General features: G+C 73.2%; 15 protein-coding genes and 1 pseudogene. 3 read left to right on the top strand and 13 right to left on the bottom strand.

Annotated features, from left to right (window positions below; genetic code table 11):
* Nucleotides 1-137: 137 nt before the first annotated feature.
* The 3 genes from ACIRJT_RS27855 to ACIRJT_RS27865 are packed head-to-tail and all read left to right on the top strand — an operon-like array spanning nucleotide 138 to nucleotide 2,138.
* Nucleotides 138-677: a hypothetical protein gene (locus ACIRJT_RS27855; protein WP_403914202.1), complete on the top strand. Its 540-nt coding sequence runs from the start codon at nucleotides 138-140 to the stop codon at nucleotides 675-677.
* Nucleotides 674-1,192, top strand: coding sequence for a ferritin-like domain-containing protein (locus ACIRJT_RS27860; protein WP_403914204.1), 519 nt, complete (start codon nucleotides 674-676; stop codon nucleotides 1,190-1,192). Before ACIRJT_RS27855 ends, ACIRJT_RS27860 begins: the two co-directional genes overlap by 4 nt.
* Before the next feature lie 31 nt (nucleotides 1,193-1,223).
* A complete protein-coding gene (locus tag ACIRJT_RS27865) occupies nucleotides 1,224-2,138 on the top strand; it encodes an aminoglycoside phosphotransferase family protein (RefSeq protein ID WP_403914207.1) in 915 nt (304 codons plus the stop codon).
* A 60-nt stretch (nucleotides 2,139-2,198) separates the two neighbouring features.
* Here ACIRJT_RS27865 and ACIRJT_RS27870 read toward each other — a convergent pair whose 3' ends face one another.
* The 13 genes and pseudogenes from ACIRJT_RS27870 to ACIRJT_RS27930 all read right to left on the bottom strand — a co-directional run bounded on the left by ACIRJT_RS27870 (nucleotide 2,199) and on the right by ACIRJT_RS27930 (nucleotide 21,064).
* Nucleotides 2,199-3,902, bottom strand: coding sequence for a proline--tRNA ligase (locus ACIRJT_RS27870; RefSeq protein WP_403914210.1), 1,704 nt, complete (start codon nucleotides 3,900-3,902; stop codon nucleotides 2,199-2,201).
* Between the two features lie 69 nt (nucleotides 3,903-3,971).
* On the bottom strand, nucleotides 3,972-4,553 hold the full coding sequence (locus ACIRJT_RS27875; protein WP_403914212.1) for a GNAT family N-acetyltransferase: 582 nt from the start codon (nucleotides 4,551-4,553) through the stop codon (nucleotides 3,972-3,974).
* A 68-nt stretch (nucleotides 4,554-4,621) separates the two neighbouring features.
* A complete protein-coding gene (locus ACIRJT_RS27880; RefSeq protein ID WP_403914215.1) occupies nucleotides 4,622-5,467 on the bottom strand; it encodes a GNAT family N-acetyltransferase in 846 nt (281 codons plus the stop codon).
* A 188-nt stretch (nucleotides 5,468-5,655) separates the two neighbouring features.
* Nucleotides 5,656-6,813, bottom strand: a complete 1,158-nt coding sequence (ispG, locus tag ACIRJT_RS27885; RefSeq protein ID WP_032792501.1) for a flavodoxin-dependent (E)-4-hydroxy-3-methylbut-2-enyl-diphosphate synthase — start codon at nucleotides 6,811-6,813, stop codon at nucleotides 5,656-5,658.
* Nucleotides 6,814-6,984: 171 nt separating this feature from the next.
* A complete protein-coding gene (locus ACIRJT_RS27890; protein WP_403914217.1) occupies nucleotides 6,985-8,295 on the bottom strand; it encodes a M50 family metallopeptidase in 1,311 nt (436 codons plus the stop codon).
* Complete coding sequence (gene dxr / locus ACIRJT_RS27895; protein ID WP_403914220.1) at nucleotides 8,292-9,545, bottom strand: 1-deoxy-D-xylulose-5-phosphate reductoisomerase; 1,254 nt, start codon at nucleotides 9,543-9,545, stop codon at nucleotides 8,292-8,294. The genes ACIRJT_RS27890 and dxr overlap by 4 nt, the downstream gene beginning before the upstream one ends.
* 71 nt (nucleotides 9,546-9,616) lie before the next feature.
* The gene (aroA, locus tag ACIRJT_RS27900; protein WP_403914222.1) at nucleotides 9,617-10,858 is read right to left on the bottom strand and encodes a 3-phosphoshikimate 1-carboxyvinyltransferase; all 1,242 of its coding nucleotides are present in this window, start codon (nucleotides 10,856-10,858) and stop codon (nucleotides 9,617-9,619) included.
* 150 nt (nucleotides 10,859-11,008) lie between these two features.
* Nucleotides 11,009-12,965, bottom strand: a pseudogene (locus ACIRJT_RS27905) (acyl-CoA dehydrogenase family protein).
* Nucleotides 12,966-13,211: 246 nt separating this feature from the next.
* Nucleotides 13,212-14,657 (bottom strand): aldehyde dehydrogenase family protein, encoded by a 1,446-nt coding sequence (locus ACIRJT_RS27910; protein ID WP_403914224.1) that lies wholly within the window; start codon nucleotides 14,655-14,657, stop codon nucleotides 13,212-13,214.
* A 160-nt stretch (nucleotides 14,658-14,817) separates the two neighbouring features.
* Nucleotides 14,818-16,041: an MFS transporter gene (locus ACIRJT_RS27915; protein ID WP_403914226.1), complete on the bottom strand. Its 1,224-nt coding sequence runs from the start codon at nucleotides 16,039-16,041 to the stop codon at nucleotides 14,818-14,820.
* 128 nt (nucleotides 16,042-16,169) lie between these two features.
* Nucleotides 16,170-16,766 (bottom strand): TetR/AcrR family transcriptional regulator, encoded by a 597-nt coding sequence (locus ACIRJT_RS27920; RefSeq protein ID WP_403914229.1) that lies wholly within the window; start codon nucleotides 16,764-16,766, stop codon nucleotides 16,170-16,172.
* A gap of 59 nt (nucleotides 16,767-16,825) precedes the next feature.
* Nucleotides 16,826-18,400 (bottom strand): PucR family transcriptional regulator, encoded by a 1,575-nt coding sequence (locus ACIRJT_RS27925; protein ID WP_403914232.1) that lies wholly within the window; start codon nucleotides 18,398-18,400, stop codon nucleotides 16,826-16,828.
* Between the two features lie 231 nt (nucleotides 18,401-18,631).
* Nucleotides 18,632-21,064, bottom strand: a complete 2,433-nt coding sequence (locus ACIRJT_RS27930) for an ATP/GTP-binding protein (protein ID WP_403914235.1) — start codon at nucleotides 21,062-21,064, stop codon at nucleotides 18,632-18,634.
* Between the last annotated feature and the right edge of the window lie 111 nt (nucleotides 21,065-21,175).

The following is a 21,175-nucleotide window of genomic DNA, read 5'->3' on the forward strand; positions in this document are numbered from 1 at the left end:
GTCGTGCGTCAGGTCAAAGGGTATCCGGTCGCCAGGGGTGTTGCCGTCCGCCTGCCGCTCGGCCGCGGGTACGCTCGCCTGCGGTGATCACAACAGGACAGATCCTGTCAGGACCGGTCCAGGCCCGAAGGAGAAACGTGCGGCGCACGGGGACGACGCGCAGGGGGGCGCTCACCGCTACGGGAGCCCTCGCCCTGGGTGCGGTGCTGACCGGCTGCGGGGGCGGCGACGAGGCGACGGACGGCGGAGAGCCCGCGCACTCCGGCGCGCGGGCCGCCGCCGCGAGGACCGAGAGGACCGTGCGCGAGAAGGCGGTGCGCGACGGTGCCCTCCTGCTCGCCCGGTACGACCTGGTGGCCGGGGCGCATCCGGCGACGGCCGCGGGCCTGGCGCCCCTGCGGGCCGCCGTGCGGGAGCACGGGAAGGCTCTGGCGCCGCCGCGTGCGAAGGGCGCCCCGAAGGCCGACGCCCCTCCGGCCGCGCCCGGCCCGGTGTCCGCCGACCCGAAGGCCGCGGTGCAGGAGCTGGCCGCCGACGAACGCCGCCGGGCCGACGCGTACGCCGGAGCGCTGCTGACCGCCGGGCCGGAGCTGGCCCGGCTGCTGGCCTCGGTGGCGGCGGCCGCGGCGGCGCACGCGTATCTGCTGACCGAACTGGCCGAGGAGGCAGCCGCATGAGCACCCGATCCGTCCGGCCGTCCGAGGAGGACGCCGACTCCCCCGAGCTGACCGCCGTCCAGGCGGCCCTGGCCGCCGAGCACGCCGCGGTGTACGGCTACGGGGTGCTGGGTGGCCGCGTCGGCGGGAAGCGCGGAGCCGAGGCCCGCGCCGCGTACGACGGGCACCGGGCCCGCCGGGACGCGCTGGCGCGCTCCGTACGGGACCTGGGCGGGAGGCCGGTGGCCTCGGACGCCGCGTACACCCTGCTGTTCGCCGTCGCGGACTCCCGCTCGGCGGTACGGCTGGCCGCGGTGCTGGAGGACCGGGTCGCGGGCGCCTACGCCGATCTCGTCCGGGCCACCGAGGGCGCTCGCCGCGAGGAGGCCGCCGGCGCGCTGCGGGAGGCCGCGGTGCGGTCGGCCCGCTGGCGGGGCGGCAACGTAGCCTTTCCGGGGCTCGCCGAGCGGGCCGCCGGTGCGGATCCGGACGCGACGGGCCCGGTGGAGGCCGCCGGCGCGGACGGCGCCCGCTGATCAGAAGAACCGGAAAGGGAACACACGACGTATGGGTTGCGAACCGCCGCAGCACTTGGTGCGCGCGCTCGGTGAGATGTACGGGGACGCCGCGGCGGCCGACTGGCTGGACGCGCTCCCCGCGCTGACCGAGCGGGCGCTCACCGCCGGGGACGGCCTCGCCGTGGAGCGGGTGGCCGCCCCCGGTGGGCGCAGCTCCCTGGTGGTCCTGGTGCGGCGGGCCGACGGGACCCCGGCCGCGCTGAAGATCGCCCCGCCGGTCGCCGGGCCCCGCCTGGAGCGGGCGGCGCTGGAGCACTGGAACGGGTGGGGCGCGGTGCGGCCGCTGGAGGCGCCGGAGCTCGACGCGTCCGGTGCGCTGCTGCTGGAGCGGCTGCACCACGAGGTGTCGCTGCGCTCGCTGCCGGAGGCGAAGGCGCTGCTGGAGGCGGCGGGCACGTTGCGGCGGCTGTGGGTGGAGCCGCCGGCCGGGCACGCCTTCGAGAGCGTGGCCGGGCGGACCGATCGGCAGAGCGCCGGGATGCGGGCGGCCGCCGAGGCCGATCCGGAGCTGGCGCCGCTGGTGGACGCGGCACTCGCGGCGCGGGCGGAGCTGGTCGGGGGGTCACCCGAACTCCTGCTGCTGCACGGCAACTTCCGGCAGAGCAAGGTGCTCTCCGGGGAGCGGGCGCCGTGGCTGACGGTGGGTCCGGAGCCGCTGGTGGGCGAGCGCGCCTATGACCTGGCGCGGCTGGTGCGGGACCGCGCGGAGGATCTGATCGCCTCCCCCGGCGGCCCGGTGACGGCCCGGCGGCGGGTCAAGAAGCTGGCGGAGTCGCTGGAGGTGGAGCAGGCGCGGCTGCACGGCTGGACGCTGTTCCGGGCGGTCGAGTCGGGCACCCGCGCGCTGGCCGAGGGGCGGCGGCAGATGGGCGAGGTCTCCCTGGAGTTCGCGGGCTGGCTGTAGTCACTCCGGTACGACGAAGGCCCCCGCGCGATCCTGCGCGGGGGCCTTTTCAGCGGTTGATCAGGCCAGGTCGGCCGTCAGGCGGGCGATGGCCTCGTCGACGGTCAGTTCCTCGCGCTCGCCGGTGCGGCGGTCCTTGAGCTCCAGGACGCCGTCGGCGGAGCGGCGGCCCGCGACCAGGATCTTGGGCACGCCGATCAGCTCGGAGTCGGTGAACTTCACACCGGGCGAGACGCCGGGGCGGTCGTCGACCAGGACGCGCAGGCCCGCCGCGTTGAGCTTCTCCGAGACGTCGAGGGCCAGCTCCGTCTGGAGGGCCTTGCCGGCGGCGACGACGTGGACGTCGGCCGGGGCGATCTCGCGGGGCCAGCACAGGCCCTTGTCGTCGGCGGTCTGCTCGGTGAGGGCGGCCACGGCGCGGGAGACGCCGATGCCGTACGAGCCCATGGTCACCCGGACGGGCTTGCCCTGCTGGCCGAGGACGTCGAGCTGGAAGGTGTCGGCGTACTTGCGGCCGAGCTGGAAGATGTGGCCGATCTCGATGGCGCGGTCCAGGGTGAGGCCGGTGCCGCACTGGGGGCAGGGGTCGCCCTCCTCGACCACGACGACATCGAGGTACTGGTCGACCTCGAAGTCCCGGCCCGCGACGACGTTCCTCGCGTGCTTGCCGTCCTGGTTGGCGCCGGTGACCCAGGCGGTGCCGGGGGCGACGCGGGGGTCGGCGAGATAGCGGACCTTCTCCAGGCCCTGGGGGCCGACGTAACCGCGTACGAGGTCGTCGCGGCCGACGAAGTCCTCGGCGGTGACCAGCTCGACGACGGCGGGGGCCAGGTGCTCGCCGAGCTTGCCGAGGTCGACCTCGCGGTGGCCGGGGACGCCGACGGCCACGATCTCGCCGTCCACCTTGACCAGCAGGTTCTTCAGGGTGGCGGAGGCGGGGACGCCCAGGTGTGCGGCGAGCGTCTCGATGGTCGGGGTGTCGGGGGTGTCCAGCTCCTCGACCGCGCCGTGCGCCGAGCCGTCGACCGGGGCGAGCGCGAAGGTCACGGCCTCGGTGTTGGCGGCGTAGTCGCAGTTCGGACAGTCCGCGAAGGTGTCCTCACCGGCGGCGGCGGGGGCGAGGAACTCCTCGGAGGCCGAACCGCCCATCGCGCCGGAGACGGCGGAGACGATGCGGTGGTCGAGGCCGAGACGCTCGAAGATCTTGATGTACGCGGCCCGGTGCAGGGCGTAGGAGTGCGCGAGGCCCTCGTCGGTGGTGTCGAAGCTGTACGAGTCCTTCATCTGGAACTCGCGGCCGCGGAGCACGCCGGAGCGGGGGCGGGCCTCGTCGCGGTACTTCGTCTGGATCTGGTAGAGCATCACCGGCAGGTCCTTGTAGGACGTGCACTGGTCCTTGACGGTCTGGGTGAAGATCTCCTCGTGGGTGGGGCCGAGGAGGTAGTCGCCGCCCTTGCGGTCCTTGAGGCGGAAGAGCAGGTCGCCGTACTCCTCCCAGCGGCCGGACGCCTCGTAGGGCTCCTTGGGCAGCAGGGCGGGGAGCAGGACCTCCTGGGCGCCGATGGCGTCCATCTCCTCGCGCACGACGCCCGAGATGTTGTCCAGGACCTTCTTGCCGAGCGGCAGCCAGGACCAGATGCCGGCCGCGTTGCGGCGGACGTACCCGGCGCGGACCAGCAGCTTGTGGCTGAGCGTCTCGGCGTCCGCCGGGTCGTCGCGCAGTGTCTTGACCATCAATCGGGACATGCGCTGGACCTGGGCCATGGTGAACTCCTGCTCGCAAGGGTGGTGAGCCCGAGGTTAGCCGGGCGGTGCGGGCTGGCGGAAATCCATTCAGGCCCCGGGCCTCGCGCGCAGCAGCGGCAGGGGCGCGCCCATGACCGCGTAGGGCTGCGGGGCGCTCGGGAAGACGACCTGGCGGGCCAGATCGCGGTAGCCGAGGGAGTGGTACAGGGCGCGGGCCGGGCTGTCCTTGTCGATCGCCGAGAGGATCGACCTCGGGTGGCCGACGGAGTCGGTGATGGCGGTGATCAGGGTGCGGCCGATGCCGCGTTGCTGGTGGTCCGGGTGGACGTGGAGTTCGGTGATGACGAAGGAGTCCTCCAGCCAGCCCTCGGAGCCGGTGGCCCGCAGATAGGGCTCGACGACGGTGGACCACCACTGGGTGCGGTCGTTGGGCAGCCCGTAGACGAAGCCGACGAGCCGTCCGTCGGGGGTGATGGCGCCGAGTGCGCGGGCGTGGGGGTGTTCCAGGTGCCTGAGGACGATGTGGCGGCGTACGTCGATCTCGTCCTGGCTCAGTCCGAAGGCGGCCGCCTGGACGCGCAGGGCTTCGTCGACGCGGGCGGCCAGGTCGACGGGGCCGATCTCGGCGTCGGGTGCTGCGGGGCCTTCTCCGGGGACTGCTGCTGCCATGCGCGAACCCTACTGGCCGGAACGGGCGGTCAGAACCGCGCGTTCCCGGGGCGTGCGCGGCGGACGGTTCAGAACAGGACGCTCATGAACGCGCCGACCTCGCGGAAGCCGACCCGGCGGTAGGCCTTGCGGGCGGGGGTGTTGTAGTCGTTCACGTACAGACTGACGACGGGGGCGACGTCGGCCAGCGCGTAGCGCAGGACCGCGGCCATGCCCGTTTCGGAGAGGCCCTTGCCGCGGTGCTCGGGGGCGACCCAGACGCCCTGGATCTGGCAGGCCTGCGGGGTGGCCGCGCCGATCTCCGCCTTGAAGACGACCTTGCCGTCGTCGATGCGGGCGAAGGAGCGGCCGGTGCCGATGAGTTCGGCGACACGGGCCTGGTAGAGGAGTCCGCCGTCGCCGGCGAGCGGGGAGATGCCGACCTCCTCGGTGAACATCGCCACGCAGGCCGGCATCAGGACCTCGCTCTCGTCCTTGCGGATGCGGCGGACGAGCGGGTCGGGCGTGACGTCGGCGGAGAGGCTCTCGGTGACCATGAGGGGCTGGTTGGCCCGGACCTCGCGGGCGGGGCCCCAGCTCGGTTCGAGGAGCCGCCAGAGCTGGGTGGTGGGTTCGGCCGGGCCGACGATGGAGGAGCAGCGGCGGCCGGCCCTGCGCGCCCGGTCGGCGAAGGCGCGGACGGCTTCGGGGCCGGCGCAGATGGGGACGAGGTTGGCGCCGGAGTAGCACAGGGAGCGGAGCATGCCGTCGGCGTACCAGCCCCACATCTCGCCGCCGAGGCGCCAGGGGTCGAGTCCCGCGACCTGCACGCGGGACGTCACGAAGGCGTTGGCCACGGGCTCGCTCTCCAGGATGGCGAGCGCTGCCTGGAGGTCGCTGGGTTCGAGGACCCGGGTGGTGGTCTGCGTCAACACGAGGGGGCCTCACCATGCGGTCTGCTGATTTCCGCACTTTAACCGACGAGCCTGTCGAACGCCGCTCGAGTCCGCAAGACGGTCTCCGGGCAGGGCGGTGGTGTATGCGGGAGCCGGTCCCCGGACACGCCGCCGCCCCACCGGGCACGGGGCCCTGCGGGGCGGGTGATGGTGTGGAAGGACGCGGGTCAGGCGCCGATGGAGACCTGGGGTTCGCCGGACGCGATGCCGTCCTTCTCCATCTGCTCGGCGATCTTCAGGGCCTCTTCGATGAGGGTCTCGACGATCTTCGACTCGGGGACGGTCTTGATGACCTCGCCCTTCACGAAGATCTGCCCCTTGCCGTTGCCGGAGGCGACGCCGAGGTCGGCCTCACGGGCCTCGCCGGGGCCGTTGACGACGCAGCCCATGACGGCGACGCGGAGCGGGACCTCCATGCCCTCCAGGCCGGCGCTGACCTGGTCGGCGAGCTTGTAGACGTCGACCTGGGCGCGCCCGCAGGACGGGCAGGAGACGATCTCCAGGCGGCGCTGCTTGAGGTTGAGCGCCTCCAGGATCTGGAGGCCGACCTTGACCTCCTCGGCCGGCGGGGCCGAGAGGGAGACGCGGATGGTGTCGCCGATGCCCTCGGAGAGCAGCGCGCCGAACGCGACGGCCGACTTGATGGTGCCCTGGAACGCCGGCCCGGCCTCGGTGACGCCGAGGTGCAGCGGGTAGTCGCTCTGGGCGGCGAGCTGGCGGTAGGCGTTGACCATCACGACCGGGTCGTTGTGCTTGACCGAGATCTTGATGTCGCCGAAGCCGTGCTCCTCGAAGAGGGACGCCTCCCACAGGGCCGACTCGACGAGGGCCTCGGGGGTGGCCTTGCCGTACTTCTTCAGGAGCCGCGCGTCCAGGGAGCCGGCGTTGACGCCGATCCGGATCGGGGTGCGGGTCTCGGCGGCCGCCTTCGCGATCTCCTTGACCTTGTCGTCGAACTGCTTGATGTTGCCCGGGTTCACCCGGACCGCGGCGCAGCCGGCGTCGATCGCGGCGAAGACGTACTTCGGCTGGAAGTGGATGTCGGCGATCACCGGGATCTGCGACTTCCGGGCGATCGTGGCCAGCGCGTCGGCGTCGTCCTGTGTCGGGCACGCGACCCGGACGATCTGGCAGCCGGACGCCGTCAGCTCGGCGATCTGCTGGAGCGTGGCGCCGATGTCCGACGTGCGTGTTGTCGTCATCGACTGCACGGAGACGGGCGCGTCGCCGCCGACCGCGACCGTGCCGACCTGGATCTGTCGGCTGACCCTTCGGTCGGCGAGCTTGGTCGGAACGGCCGGCATTCCGAGAGAAATCGCAGTCATGCGCTGTGCATCCCCAAGGTGTGGATCAAGGTCCCGAGATCGGCGGGCTCCAGCCTTCGAGGTTACGGCACCGGAGGCGGGACGGACGCACCGTGTCGACAAGTCCACCCGTTGGTGAGCGGCCGGACACGGGGTGTGTGCCCGGCCGACACCCGGGGGCTGTCCTGCCGATCAGGAGATCTTGACGGGGTTCACGATGTCGGCCACCAGGACCAGCAGCGTGAAGCAGATGAAGAGTCCGGCGACCACGTAGGCGACCGGCATCAGCCGGGCCACGTCGAACGGGCCGGGGTCGGGGCGCCGGAAGACCTTGGCCACGTTGCGCCGCAGGGACTCCCAGAGCGCGCCCGCGATGTGGCCGCCGTCCAGCGGGAGCAGCGGGAGCATGTTGAACAGGAACAGCGAGAGGTTGAAGCCGGCGAGCAGGAACAGCATCATCGCGACCTGGTTCTGGGCCGGGATGTCGAGGTTCATCACCTCGCCGCCGATCCGGGCCGCGCCCACCACACCGACCGGCGAGTCGTCGGCCCGTTGGCCGTCGCTGAAGGCGGCGTCCCAGAGGGCCGGGATCTTGGACGGCAGCGCGATGATCGAGTCGACACCGTTCTCGATCATGTCGCCCATGCGGACGGTGGAGTCGGCGAAGGAGAGCGGCACGATCTCGGTCCGGGCGGCGAAGCCCAGGTAGCCCGCCTTGATGAACTCGTCCGGGACGACCTGGCCGTTGCCGTCCTTCTTCGCGACGGCGTTCTCGCGCAGGACGGCGTCGAGGGTCATTTCCCTGCCGTCGCGCTCGACGACGAGGGTGGCGGGGCCGATGGTCTCGCGGATGCGGTCCGAGAGCGTCGCCCAGTCGTCGACCTTCTTCCCGTCGAAGGCGACGATCCTGTCGCCCTCCTGGAGCCCTGCGGCCTTGGCCGGCGAGACCGGGTCGCCGTCCTTGCAGGTCTCGCGCTTGTCGCTCTGCGAGATCACGCACTGCTGGACGCCGGCGACCTCGGTGGTCTGCGTCTGGAAGCCGAAGGTCATCGCGACGCCCATGAAGATGGCGACCGCGAGGATCAGGTTCATGAAGGGGCCCGCGAACATCACGATGACGCGCTTCCACGGCTTGCGCGTGTAGAAGAGCCGCTTCTCGTCGCCCGGCTCCAGCTCCTCGTAGGCGGCGGAGCGGGCGTCCTCGATCATGCCGCGCCAGGGTGAGGTGGAGCGGGCTTCGAGCCGGCCGTCGGGGCCCGGCGGGAACATCCCGATCATGCGGATGTAGCCGCCGGCCGGGATGGCCTTGATGCCGTACTCCGTGTCGCCCTTCTTCTTGGACCAGATCGTCGGACCGAAGCCGACCATGTACTGCGGCACCCGGATGCCGAACATCTTGGCCGTGGAGAGGTGGCCCAGCTCGTGCCAGGCGATGGAGAAGAGCAGGCCCACGACGAAGACGGCGATCCCCAGGACCGTCAGCAGGACCGAGGTCAGACTCATGCGCGCGCCTCCGCTGTCGCTTTCGCCGAGAGTTCCCGGGCCCGTGCGCGGGCCCACGTTTCCGCTTCGAGGACGTCCGCGACGCTGAGCGAGGTTCCCGGGGCGGGGGTGCCGTGTTCGGACACCACAGCGGTGACCGTATCCATGATTCCGTTGAAGGGCAGCTGTCCGGCGAGGAAAGCGTCCACGCATTCCTCGTTCGCCGCGTTGAAGACGGCCGGCGCGGTCCCGCCGAGCCCGCCCACGTGCCGGGCGAGGCCGACCGAGGGGAAGGCCTCGGTGTCCAGCGGGAAGAACTCCCAGCTGGACGCCTTCGTCCAGTCGAAGGCGGGGGCGGCGTCCGGAACGCGCTGGGGCCAGCCGAGGCCGATGGCGATGGGGCCGCCCATGTCCGGCGGGGTGGCCTGGGCGAGCGTGGAGCCGTCGCTGAACTCGACCATGGAGTGCACGTAGGACTGCGGGTGGACCACGACCTCGATCCGGTCGAACGGAATGTCGTAGAGGAGGTGCGCCTCGATGACCTCCAGGCCCTTGTTGACGAGGGTCGCGGAGTTGATGGTGATGACCGGTCCCATCGCCCAGGTGGGGTGGGCGAGCGCCTGCTCCCGGGTGACGTCGGCCAGTTCGTCGCGCGTACGGCCCCGGAAGGGTCCGCCGGAGGCGGTGACGACGAGCTTGCGGACGTCGGCGCGGGTGCCCGCGGCCAGCGCCTGGAAGAGCGCGGCGTGCTCGGAGTCGACCGGGATGATCTGACCGGGGGCGGCGAGCGCCTTCACCAGCGGGCCGCCGACGATCAGCGACTCCTTGTTGGCGAGGGCGAGGGTGCGGCCCGCCTTCAGAGCGGCCAGGGTCGGGGCGAGCCCGATGGAGCCGGTGATGCCGTTGAGCACGGTGTGGCAGGCGCTCGCGGCGAGCGTGGTGGCCGCGTCGGGTCCGGCCAGGAGCTCGGGGAGCGGCTCGCCGGGCCCGTAACTCTCCCGCAGTGCCGCGCGCAGGGCGGGGACCGCGTCCTCGGCGGCGACGGCGACCGTGTCGACCCGCAGCCGGCGGGCCTGCTCGGCCAGCAGGGCGACCCGGCCGCCGGCGGCCGAGAGCGCCGTGACCCGGAAGCGGTCGGGGTTGCGCAGGACCAGGTCGATGGCCTGGGTGCCGATGGACCCGGTGGAGCCGAGGATCACGAGATCCCGGCGGCCGTCCGCGGCGTCGAAGACGAGATGCGGATCGGCGAGGGGGGCGGGGCTGTCGCTCATGCCCCCCATTGTTGCCGCTCCGGCTGTGTGCGGGGACAGCGCGTCCCGTGTGGGCCGCGCCGCCTCTCCTGTCAGCGCGCCACGGAGCCGTCGGCGAAGTCCGCGAACACCTCGTGGAAGCGCGGGAACGTCTTGCGTACGCAGCCGGGGTCGTCGTACGTGAGTCCGGGGGTGCGCAGTCCGGCGACCGCGAAGGACATCACGATCCGGTGGTCGCCGTGGGTGGCGATCCCGGTCGGCTTCGGCGTCCCGGGGTGGATCTCGATCCAGTCGGGCCCGGTGTGGACGGTGACGCCCATGGCACGCAGGTTCTGGGCGCACGCCTCCAGCCGGTCGCACTCCTTGACGCGGGTGTTGGCGACGTCCTCGATCCGCACGGGTCCGTCCGCGTAGGGGGCGATGGCGGCGAGGGTCGGCATGGTGTCGGAGATGTCGCGCATGTTGACGGTGATCCCGCGCAGCCGTCCGGCGGAGCGGACGGTGGTCGCGTCCGGGCCCACCTCCACCTCGGCGCCCATGTCCCGCAGGACGCCGACGAAGCGCAGGTCGCCCTGGAGCGCGCCGATGCCGAGGCCGGGGACGGTGACCTCGCGGCCGGTAAGGGCCCCGGCGGCGAAGAAGTAGCTCGCGGTGGAGGCGTCGGGCTCGACGGCGTACGCGGTGGCCCGGTAGCCGCCGGAAGGGACGGTGAAGGTGTTCCCCTCCCGCAGTACGTCCACGCCGAAGTCGCGCATCATCGCGAGGGTGATCTCGACGTACGGCGCGGAGACCAGCTCGGTGACCTCGATCCGCAGCCCCTTCGCGGTGAGCGGTCCGAGCATCAGCAGTGCGGTGAGGTACTGGGACGACTCCCCGGCGTCCAGGGTGATTTCACCACCCTCGACCCCGGCGGCCCGGACGGTCAGCGGGTGGTGGCCCTCGGCCGCCCCGTGGCGCAGGTCGACGCCGAGGGCAGTGAGGGCGCGGGTGAGCGGGGCGAGCGGGCGGCGGCGCATCTGCGCGGAGGCGTCGAAGCGGTACGTGCCGGAGGCGGCGGCCGCGACGAGGGTGGGCAGGAAGCGGGCGGTGGTCGCGCCGTCACGGCAGTGGACGTCGGCGTCGCGTACGCCCGGCCCGGCGGGGCGGCCCTCGACATGCCAGCGGTCGGCCGCCCGGTCGACCGCGTAGCCGAGGCTCTTCAGGCCTTCGGCGAAGCCCTCGGTGTCGTCCGAGCGCAGCGGCCTCAGCAGGGTGCTGGTGCCGTCTGCCGCGGCGGCCAGGAAGAGGGCGCGGGCGGTGACGGACTTGGAGCCGGGGATGTCGATGACGGTCACGGCCTCATCCTGCCCTGCGGCGGGCGGGCCGGGCGGGGTACGTCCGGTGCGTGGACGTGGTGGACGTACCCCGCCCGGGACCGCTGAGCGCACCGGACGTCCCCCGTACGGGACCTCTCAGCGCACCGGACGTACCCCGTACGGGACCTCTCAGCGCACCGGCCGGTGCTGGTTCTCCTCGACGGAGGGTCCCGGGGTGGCGTCCGCGATCCAGGGGCCCTCGCCGCTGGGGTCGACGACACCCTCCTCCAGCCAGGTGTACATCCCCGACAGGACGCCGTCGACGACGCGCCGGTCGAGGTCGTCGGTGTTGGACCACAGGCGGGTGAACAACTCCTCGACCCGGATGCGGGCCTGCCGGCAGAAGGCGTCCGCGAGCTGGTAGGCCTCGCGGCCGTGCTCGCCCGTCCCGCGCAGGTGTTCGGCGCGGACGCAGGCGGCGCTCATCGCGAAGAGCTCCGCCCCGATGTCGACGATCCGGCCGAGGAAGCCCTGTTTGGTCTCCATCCGCCCCTGCCAGCGGGACATGGCGTAGAAGGTGGACCGGGCGAGCTTGCGCGAGCAGCGCTCGACGTACCGGAGGTGCCCGGAGAGGTCGCGGTGGCCGGGGGGGGTGGAACTCGGCGTACGTACGAGGGAGGTGCCCGGCGCCCGTGACCAGCTGGGGCAGCCAGCGGGCGTAGAACCCGGCGGCGTTCGCGCCCGCCTTCGCCTTGGCGGAGAGCGGCTTGTCGGGGTCGATGATGTCGCCCGCGACCTTGAGGTGGGCGTCGACCGCCTCGCGGGCGATCAGCAGGTGCATGATCTCGGTGGAGCCCTCGAAGATCCGGTTGATCCGCATGTCCCGGAGCATCTGCTCGGCGGGCACGGCCCGTTCGCCGCGGGCGGCCAGCGATTCGGCGGTCTCGAAGCCCCGGCCGCCACGGATCTGGACCAGTTCGTCGGCGATCAGCCAGCCCATCTCGGAGCCGTACAGCTTGGCGAGGGCCGCCTCGATGCGGATGTCGTTGCGGTCCTCGTCGGCCATCTGCGAGGAGAGGTCGACGATGGCCTCCAGGGCGAAGGTGGTGGCCGCGATGAACGAGATCTTGGCGCCGACCGCCTCGTGCTCCGCGACGGGCCTGCCCCACTGCTCCCGGGCCCCGGACCATTCGCGGGCGATCTTCAGGGACCACTTGCCGACACCCACGCACATCGCGGGCAGCGAGAGGCGGCCGGTGTTGAGGGTGGTCAGGGCGATCTTCAGCCCGGCCCCCTCGGGTCCGATCCGGCAGGCGCCGGACACCCGGACCCGGTGGAAGCGGGTGACGCCGTTCTCCAGGCCGCGCAGGCCCATGAAGGCGTTGCGGTGCTCGACGGTGACACCGGGAGCGTCGGCCTCGACGACGAACGCGGTGATGCCGCCGGGGTGGCCGTCGGAGACGGGGACCCGGGCCATGACGACCAGGAGGCCGGCGACGACGCCGTTGGTGGTCCAGAGCTTCACGCCGTCGAGGACGTAGTCCGGCCCGTCGGGCACGGCGGCGGTGGCGAGGCGGGCCGGATCGGAGCCGACGTCCGGCTCGGTCAGCAGGAAGGCGGAGATGTCGGTGGTGGCCAGCCGGGGCAGGTAGACGTCCTTCTGTTCCTGGGTGCCGAAGACCTTCAGGGGCTGCGGTACGCCGATCGACTGATGGGCGGAGAGCAGCGCGGCGATCGCGGGGCTGGCCGAGCCGGCCAGGGCGAGCGCCTTGTTGTAGTACACCTGGGTGAGGCCGAGCCCGCCGTACCTGGTCTCGATCTTCATCCCGAGCGCGCCCAGCTCCTTCAGCCCGCTGATCACCTCGTCGGGGATCCTCGCCTCGCGCTCGATCCGCGCGCTGTCGACCCGCGTCTCGCAGAACGTGCGCAGCCGCGCCAGGAACTCCTCGCCGCGCCGGATGTCGTCGGGCGGCGGCAGGGGGTGCGGATGGATCAGGTCGAGGCGGAAGCGGCCCAGGAACAGCTCCTTGGCGAAGCTGGGCTTGCGCCAGTCCTGCTCCCGGGCGGCCTCGGCGACCCGTCGCGCCTCGCGTTCGGTGACCTTGGGCGCCCTGGGGACCTGAGGGGTGTTGTGCGGTGCGGACATGAGGGACCTCACCTCGCCGCGCGCCACCGGACGGATGGACCCCCGGACCTGGACGCACGGACTGCTAGTCGCTGCTTACTGGTCCGTATGTAACCCGTGTACCCGTGGTTCGGCACCCGGGCCGGCCCCCGCGTACGGATACGCGGACGGCCCGAACCCCCGCACAGTGGGTTCGGGCCGTCCGGTGCGCGCCCCCGCCCGCACCCGCTGTCCGGGCGCGGGCGGGGGCGGGGGTCGTCCGGGGTGCTACAGGGCGAGGCCGGTGAGGACCAGGACGCGCTCGTAGGTGTAGTCGTCCATGGCGTAGCGGACGCCCTCGCGGCCGACGCCGGACTGCTTGGCGCCGCCGTACGGCATCTGGTCGGCGCGGTACGAGGGGACGTCGCCGATGATCACGCCGCCGACCTCCAGTGCGCGGTGGGCGCGGAAGGCGGTCTGGAGGTCGTGGGTGAAGACGCCGGCCTGGAGGCCGTACTCGGAGGAGTTGACGGCGGCGAACGCCTCGGCCTCGCCGTCCACCTTCTGGAGGGACATGACCGGGCCGAAGACCTCTTCGCGGGAGAGCTTCACGTCGTCGGGGAGGCCGGCGACGACGGTCGGGGCGTAGGTGGCCCCGTCGCGCTTGCCGCCGGTGAGCAGCTCGGCGCCGCCCTGGACCGCCTCGTCGACCCAGGACTCGACGCGCTTGGCCGCGTCCTCGCTGACGAGGGGGCCGACGTCGGTGGCGGCATCGGCCGGGTCACCGGTGACCAGGGCTTCGACGGCGGCGACGACCTTGGGGACGAGCCGGTCGTAGACGGCGGCGTCGGCGATGACGCGCTGCACGGAGATGCAGGACTGGCCGCCCTGGTAGTTGGAGAACGTGGCGATCCGGGTCGCGGCCCAGTCGAGGTCCGCCTCGGACGCGTAGTCGCCGAGGACGACGGCCGCGCCGTTGCCGCCGAGCTCCAGGGTGCAGTGCTTGCGGGGCACCGACTCCATGATCGCGTAGCCGACCGGGCCGGAGCCGGTGAAGGAGATGACCGGGAGCCGCTCGTCCTGGACGAGGGCGGGCATCTTGTCGTTGGGGACCGTCAGGACGGACCAGGAACCGGCCGGGAGGTCGGTCTCGGCGAGCAGCTCGCCCAGGACGAGGGAGGAGATGGGGGTCGCCGGGGCGGGCTTGAGGATGATCGGGGCGCCCACGGCGATGGCCGGGGCGACCTTGTGGGCGCTGAGGTTCAGCGGGAAGTTGAAGGGCGCGATGCCGAGGACGGCCCCGCGCGGGAAGCGGCGGGTCAGCCCGAGGCGGCCGGTGCCGCCGAGGTCGGTGTCGAGCCGCTGGGCCTCGCCGCCGTTGAAGCGGCGGGCCTCCTCGGCGGCGAACCGGAACACGGACACGGCCCGGCCGACCTCACCGCGGGCCCACTTGATCGGCTTGCCGTTCTCCGCCGAGATCAGCTGGGCGATCTCCTCGGTGCGCTCCGTCAGCCGCCGCACGACGTGGTCGAGGGCAGCGGCCCGCACGTGCGCCGGGGTGGCGGCGAACTCGTCGCGCACCGCGTGGGCGGCGGCGACGGCCTCCTCGACCTGGGCGTCGGTCGGCACGCTGACGGTGCCGACGAGGCGTCCGTCGTACGGGTTGGTGACGTCGAAGCTGTCGGCACCGGTGGCCTGGCGGCCGGCCACCCAGAAGGCGTGGGGCGAAGTCATGGAGGTTCCGGCCCTTCGGAGGTCGTGAGTTCGGAGGTCGTGAGTTCGGGGATCGTTGAGTTCCGGGATCGTTGAGTTCCGGGATCGTGAGGGGGCCGTCATGGAGATGGCGCGCGCCCGGAGGCTCCCCCTGTTGTCCCACGGTAAGGCGGGGAGGCCCTCAGGGAGTTTGTCCGGCGTGGAGCGGAGCGGCGGCCGGGTGCTCCGAATTGGCGGAGGACCCGCCCGGCCCGACCGCGCCGGCCTTCGTCGCGCGGCGGAGCAGATCCGGTACGAGGGTGAGCAGACCGCTCACCGCGAGAGCCGCACCGAGCCAGAGCGGCGCCCGCGGGCCGAAGCGGTCGAGGCCCAGGCCGCCCAGTGCGGAGCCGAGGACCACGCCGAGGGTGATGAAGGAGCTGTGCACGGTGTTGACGAGCGGGCGGGCGTTGCCGGTCCGCTGCACCCGTGTGACCAGGGCCGGGTTCATGGTGACCCCGACGAGGCCGATGCCCAGCATGCAGAGCACCGCCCCGACCTCGAACCGGGCGAGCAGCGCGAATCCGGCCAGGAACACCGCGTTCAGGGAGAGGCCGAGGAGCAGGACGGGGAGGGTGTGCCGGTCGGCGAGCCGGCCGACGACGGTGTTGCCGATGACGGTGGCGGCGCCGTACGCCAGGAGCAGCAGCGGGACGGCGCCCGAGGAGAATCCGGTGACCCGGGTGAGGATCGGGTTGAGATAGCTGAAGGCGGAGAAGGTCGCGCCGATGACCATGGTGCTGGTCAGCAGGGTCAGCCAGAGCCGGGGCGCGCGGAAGGCCGTCAACTCGGAGCGGAAGGTGCCGCTGCCCTCCGGCCGGTCCGTGCGGCGCACGCCGATCGCTGTGCACAGGGCGGCGGCGACCGTCAGCGCGGAGATGGCCCAGAACGCGGCCCGCCAGCCGTACCGTTCGCCGGTCAGGGTGGCCAGCGGCAGCCCGAGCAGCGTGCCGAGCATCAGCCCGTTGAGGATGACCGCCACGGCCCGGCCGCGGGCCTCGGGGCGGGTGAGCTGGGAGCCGAGCGAGATCGCGACGCCGAAGAAGGCCTGCGAGGCGACGCCGGTGATCACCCGGGCGACCAGCATGGCGGGGTAGCCGGACGCGGTGGCGGCGAGCACGTTGCCGGCCAGGAAGACCGGGAAGAGGACCAGGAGCGCGGTCTTCGGCGGGAGCCTCAGCAGGGCGACGGAGAGCAGCGGGCCGCCGAAGGCCATCGAGAGGGCGAAGACGGTGATCAGGTAGCCGATCTGCGGGACGGTGACGCCGAGGCCGTCGGCCATCTGCGGCATCAGTCCCGCGACGACGAATTCGCTGGTGACCATGGCGAAGATGCCGAAGGCCAGTACGTGGACGGCGCGAGGCACGGGATTCCTCCTGTGGGTGGGCGGTGTCGTTTTGGATGGATCAGTTCAAAACTTGGGCTCGGGTAGGCCCCGTCACGGCGCGGCAGGCGTGATGGGCGGGGCGAAGGTCAGCAGATCGGGTCAGCGGGTCAGCGGGTCAGGGCATCCAGGGCCGTGTCGGCGACGGCCTGGACGGTGGCGCGGTCCGCGCCGCCCTGGGCGGTGACCCGCATGCCGCCGATGACGGCGTTGACGTACCGGGCGAGGGCATCGGGGCCCCGCACGGAGGCGATGGAGCCGTCGCACTGCCCGGCGGCGATGACGGCGGACAGCGTCCGCAGCCTGCGGGCGGCGTCGCGGTCCAGGAGCCGGGCGGCCTCGGGGTCGCGGGCGGCGAGCTCCACCGTGCTGTTGACCCCCAGGCAACCGAGGCTGCGACCACCGGGGCGGTGGCCGAACTCATCGGCCACGATCTTGTCGAACAGGGCGCGGATCCGCTCGACGGGCGGGCGGGCGGCGTCCTCCAGCACGGCGGACTGGGCTTCGGCCATGGTGTCCAGATAGCGCGCGAGCGAGCGCGAGAACAGCTCGCGCTTGCTGTTGAAGGTGTTGTAGATACTGCTGCGCCCCAGCCCCGTGGCGACACACAGGTCCTGGGTGGAGGTGGCCTCGTAGCCGTACTCCCAGAATGTGCGCATCGCGGCGTCCAGGGCCCGCTCCTCGTCGAACTGCCTCGGTCGGGCCATGGCAGCACTCTAGGGTTTTGGACCGACCGTTGCAATACCGATCCGGGGCCGGTGGCGGCTCACTTCTCGGCGGGCGTCGCCGCCTCGGTCGTCTTGAGGGCGAGCCACAGCTCCATGCGGACGTCCGGGTCGTCCAGCGAGCGGCCCAGGATCTCCTCCACGCGGCGCATCCGGTAGCGCAGGGTGTGCCGGTGCACACCCAGGTCGGCGGCGGCGGCGTCCCACTGGCCGTGGCGGGAGAGCCAGGCGCGCAGGGAGGCCACGAGGTCGCCGCGGCCCTTGGCGTCGTGCTCGTACAGCGCGCGGAGCATGCCGTCGGCGAAGGCCCGTACCGCGTCGTCGGCGAGCAGCGGCAGCACCGAGCCCGCGGCCAGCTCCTCGTGCTCGACCAGCGCCCTGCCGCGGCGGCGGGCGACGGAGAGGGCCTGTTCGGCCTGCTTGTACGCGGCGGAGACGGCGATCGGGCCGGAAGGGGCGGAGAGTCCGACCACGACGTCGCTGTCCTCGGCGCCGCCCTCGCGCGGGGCACGGTCGTCCTGGGCCTCGGCGTAGGCGGCACAGGCGGCGACGGCGGCGCCGCCGTCCGCGGCGAGCACCACGACGCGCCCGCCCTCGGGGACCAGGAGCAGCGCCTCGCCGGAGCGGGCGGCGGCGGCTTCCATGGTCTCGGTGAGCAGCTCGGACCCGGCGGGGGCGGCGGTCTCGGCGATGAGCAGCCGGAACGGGGCGTCGAGCAGCCCGCCGTAGAGGTCGCCGGCGACGGCGCGCGCATGGTCGGGCTGCCCGGCGAGCAGCATGCGCAGGACGGCGGCGCCCAGGCGTTGCTCGGCGCCCTGGAGGGAGCGGGAGCGGGCGGTGGTCAGGGTGAGCAGGGCGACGGCGGAGTGCACGGCGTAGCGCTCGGCGGTCCCGAGCGCCGCTCCCGTACCGACGGCCAGCGCGCCGCGGGCCCGGCGGCCGAGGCCCAGCGACTGGAGCTCGACCCGGTCCTCGCTGTCGCCGACGACGACGCTGGCGGGGGCGGGGCGGTCCCGGAGGCGTTCGACGTCGGGGGTGAGGCGGGCGGCGCGGCGGGCGGCCCAGTCGGGGGCGGCGGCGAGGACCGCGCCGGAGGTGTCGTACAGCGCGGCCCAGCCGTTGATGTGGGCGGCGAGCCGGGCGAGGAGGTCGGCGGGGCCGTCCCCGGCGAGCGCGGCCTTCGTCAGCTCGCGCTGGGCTTCGAAGCCGGCGGTGACCGCGCGGTACTGGTCGGCGGCGATGGCGGCGGAGACGGCCTTGCTGATGGCGAGGAACGGGGTGCGGCGGGGGACTTCGAGGAGCGGCAGCCCGGCCTCCTCTGCGGCCTCCACGAGGGCGGCCGGGACGTCGTCGTAGTTCACCCCGACCGCGAACCCCACCCCGGCGACCCCGGCCCCGGCGAGGCGCCGCACGTAGCGCCGCATGGAATCGGGGTCCTCGGCGTCGAGATTGGTGGCGGTCACGAGGAGGAGTTCGCCGCCGTCCATGTACGGGACGGGGTCGGCCAGCTCGCTGGCATGGGCCCAGCGCACGGGGGTGCCGAGCCGGTCCGCGCCCGCCCGCACGCTGAGCTTGAGCGCCGAGTGCTGGACGAGCGAGGCGAGCGTGGGGGGCATGGGCCGGGAACCCTCAAGGTCGGGGACGAGGTCGCGGCGCCGCCGCGCGGACGGCCGGATCGCCGGCCTGATCGGTGACACCGAATTTCGCCGTCGCGTATGAACGGATGTCTCCGATTCTGCCAGGGCGGCAGAGTTCCGGTAACCGCTCCCGGCCACCCTTCGCCTTACTTCCCGGTAGGTGCCTCAGGACTTCCCTGGGGGGTGCCTCAGGACCGCCCGGTAGGTGCCTCAGCCGTCGAGGTGGACGAGGAGAGGGGGTGCGTGTTCGCCCTGGACGGTGGTGAGCGAGAGGACGGCGTGTCCGGCAGGCACCCCGTACGCCAGCTCCGAGGCCGACCAGCGCTCCCGCTCGACCTGCCGTACGGTCACCGCGTCCGTGGTCACGGCCTTGCCGGTGACGAGTTTGCGCAGGGCGTGCAGGGCACGGGTGAACGGCTGGTCGGCGAAGACGGTGTGCTGGGCGACCTCGCGGGTCTCGACCCATTCCTTGCCCCAGGCTTCGGCGAAGCGCTTGCCGTCCCAGGTGGTGATCCCGGAGAAGGCGGCCGTGCAGCCGACCGCGCCGAGCAGCGGAGTGTGCAGGGTCTCGGGGACGTCGTCGACGGTACGGAGGGCGAGGACGGCGCCGGCGTTGACCGAGCGCAGCCTGCGGATGCCCCGCACGGTCTCGGCGGTCACGGCGTGGGTGGCGTCGTCCAGGACGAGGCAGGCGAAGAGCGTGGTGTCGGTACGGGCCGCGGTGATCGCGGTGAACTGGGCCAGGAGCAGCCGGGTGAGCAGCCGGGACGCCTCCGCGTGACCGCGCTCCGGCAGGTCCACGCGGACCCGCAGCGGATGCTGGCCGAGCGCCCGCAGCGAGAACGGCCGGGCGTCCGGGCCGGTGGCGAAGAACCCGGTGAACGCGGGCCGGTCCAGCAGGGCGACCCGGTCGGCGAGGGCCGGTGCGGGGTCGCCGGGGCCACCCGCCTGTCGGGACCGCGCGTCCAGCTCGCGGAGCATCGCGTGGTGGCCGGCGGCTTCGAGGGAGGCGCGGAGGTCGGCGAGTGCGGCCGGTGTGCCGTCGAGGAGTTCGCGCAGTTCGGGCACGGAGGGGAAGTGGCCGCGGGCGGCGCGGTAGGGGCCGAGCAGCTGGGCGAGGACCGTGGCGGCCCGGCGGCTGTCGAGGCTGCCGACATCGCCGACGAGCCCCTCGGCGAGGACGGCCGCCGCCTCGTCGGGGTCGGTGGTGCCGCCGTACAGGTCGAGGTCGTGGGCGGAGCCGGGGTGACCGACACGGACGACGACGTCGAAGGCGTCGTCCGGTCCGAGCGGGGCGCCCGCACCTCCGACGGCGAGGACAGCGGCCTGTCCGGCCAGTGCGCGGAGGGCGAGGGCCTCGACGACCGGTCGGATCAGCCGGGCGGTCTTCCCGGCGCCGGGCGGTCCGACCGCGAGCAGGGAGGTGCCGAGCAGTGCGGGTTCCAGGGCGAGACCCGTACCCCGGCGGACGTAGGGGTTGTGCGGGTCGTCCGCACACCGGCCGATCCTGACCTGACCGGTGAGCACGTCGTGGCGGGCTCCGCGCCGGGGCAGGTCGCGGTCGCCGGAGGGGTGCAGGGCGGCGGCGCCCCTGGTCCGCAGGACCGCCTCCGCGAAGGGGGCGAGCCGGTCGGACCGCCGAGTGGCGAGCGACCACGCGTGGCGGAGCCGGGCCACGTCCACGTCGTTCATCCGGCCGGTGCGGACCTCGGCGGTAAGGGTGTCCGCGGCATCGGCCCAGCCCGCGGCGCGCAGCTCGGGCCACTGGTCGGCGGAGGTCTCGGCCGCGGGGGCCGCCGCGGGGCCGTCCGCCGCCCCGACGGCGGTCCCCCGGCGGGCGGCGATCAGTTCGCGCCAGCGGCCGAGCCGGGCGAAGGGGTAGAGCACCGCGGCGGCGATCACCGCGTAGATGACGTTGACGACGGTCTGGCTCTGGTAGATCTCGCCGCCCGCGACGGAGGCGACCAGGACCAGGACCGGGCGGACGACCGGGAGTGTCTCCTTCCAGACCAGCAATTGGGTCAGGGCCGCCGCCGCGACCGCCGCGAGCGCGAGGAAGGGCTGCCCCCGGCCGGCGACATGGCGGCGGAACAGCTCGGAGAAGTTGCCGATCCGGCCGCAGCCGTAGGCCAGCAGGCCGAAGAGAATCGCCTCGTACACCGTGAGGGCGTCGCTGCCCTCGATGGTGCGGGGGCCGCCGGACGTTCCCGGGTTCCACCACTCCCCCGGGGTGAAGAGCTTCAGCGGGACGAGACGGTAGGGCAGGTAGCCGTTGCGCCACAGCGACCACAGCAGCAGCGCGGAGAGCAGCGAGATCAACGCGCCGACCAGCAGCGACCGGTTCGAGACGCCCTCGGGCTCCTCGGGCGGCGGCGGGGTGTATCCGTAGCGCCAGACGCCCGGTTCCTGCGGCGGGCGGGGCGTGCGCAGCCAGGCGTCGACCGGGGCCCCGGGGAGCGGCTGCTCGACCGGCGGGGCCGATCCGGGCCGGGTCGGGCGCTGCTCGGCGGGCGGGGCCGCCGGACGGGGGCCGGCGGCGGGCGGGGGCACCCGCGGCGGGGTCGTGGGCGGTGGCGGGAGGGCCGGTCCGGGGACCCTGTCCGCGCTCGATCCCCGTACGCCCCGCGTGCCGTCGTCGTCCATGAACCACTGCCCCCTTGACCTGCCGGTCCGTCCACTGCCCCGGTCAATCTAGTGCGCGCACACGGTGAGTTCAGCAACGCGCCCGGATAGTGACCGTCCTGGGAGGCCCAG

The sequence above is a fragment of the Streptomyces sp. NPDC102283 genome, assembly GCF_044766265.1.
Lineage (GTDB): Bacteria > Actinomycetota > Actinomycetes > Streptomycetales > Streptomycetaceae > Streptomyces.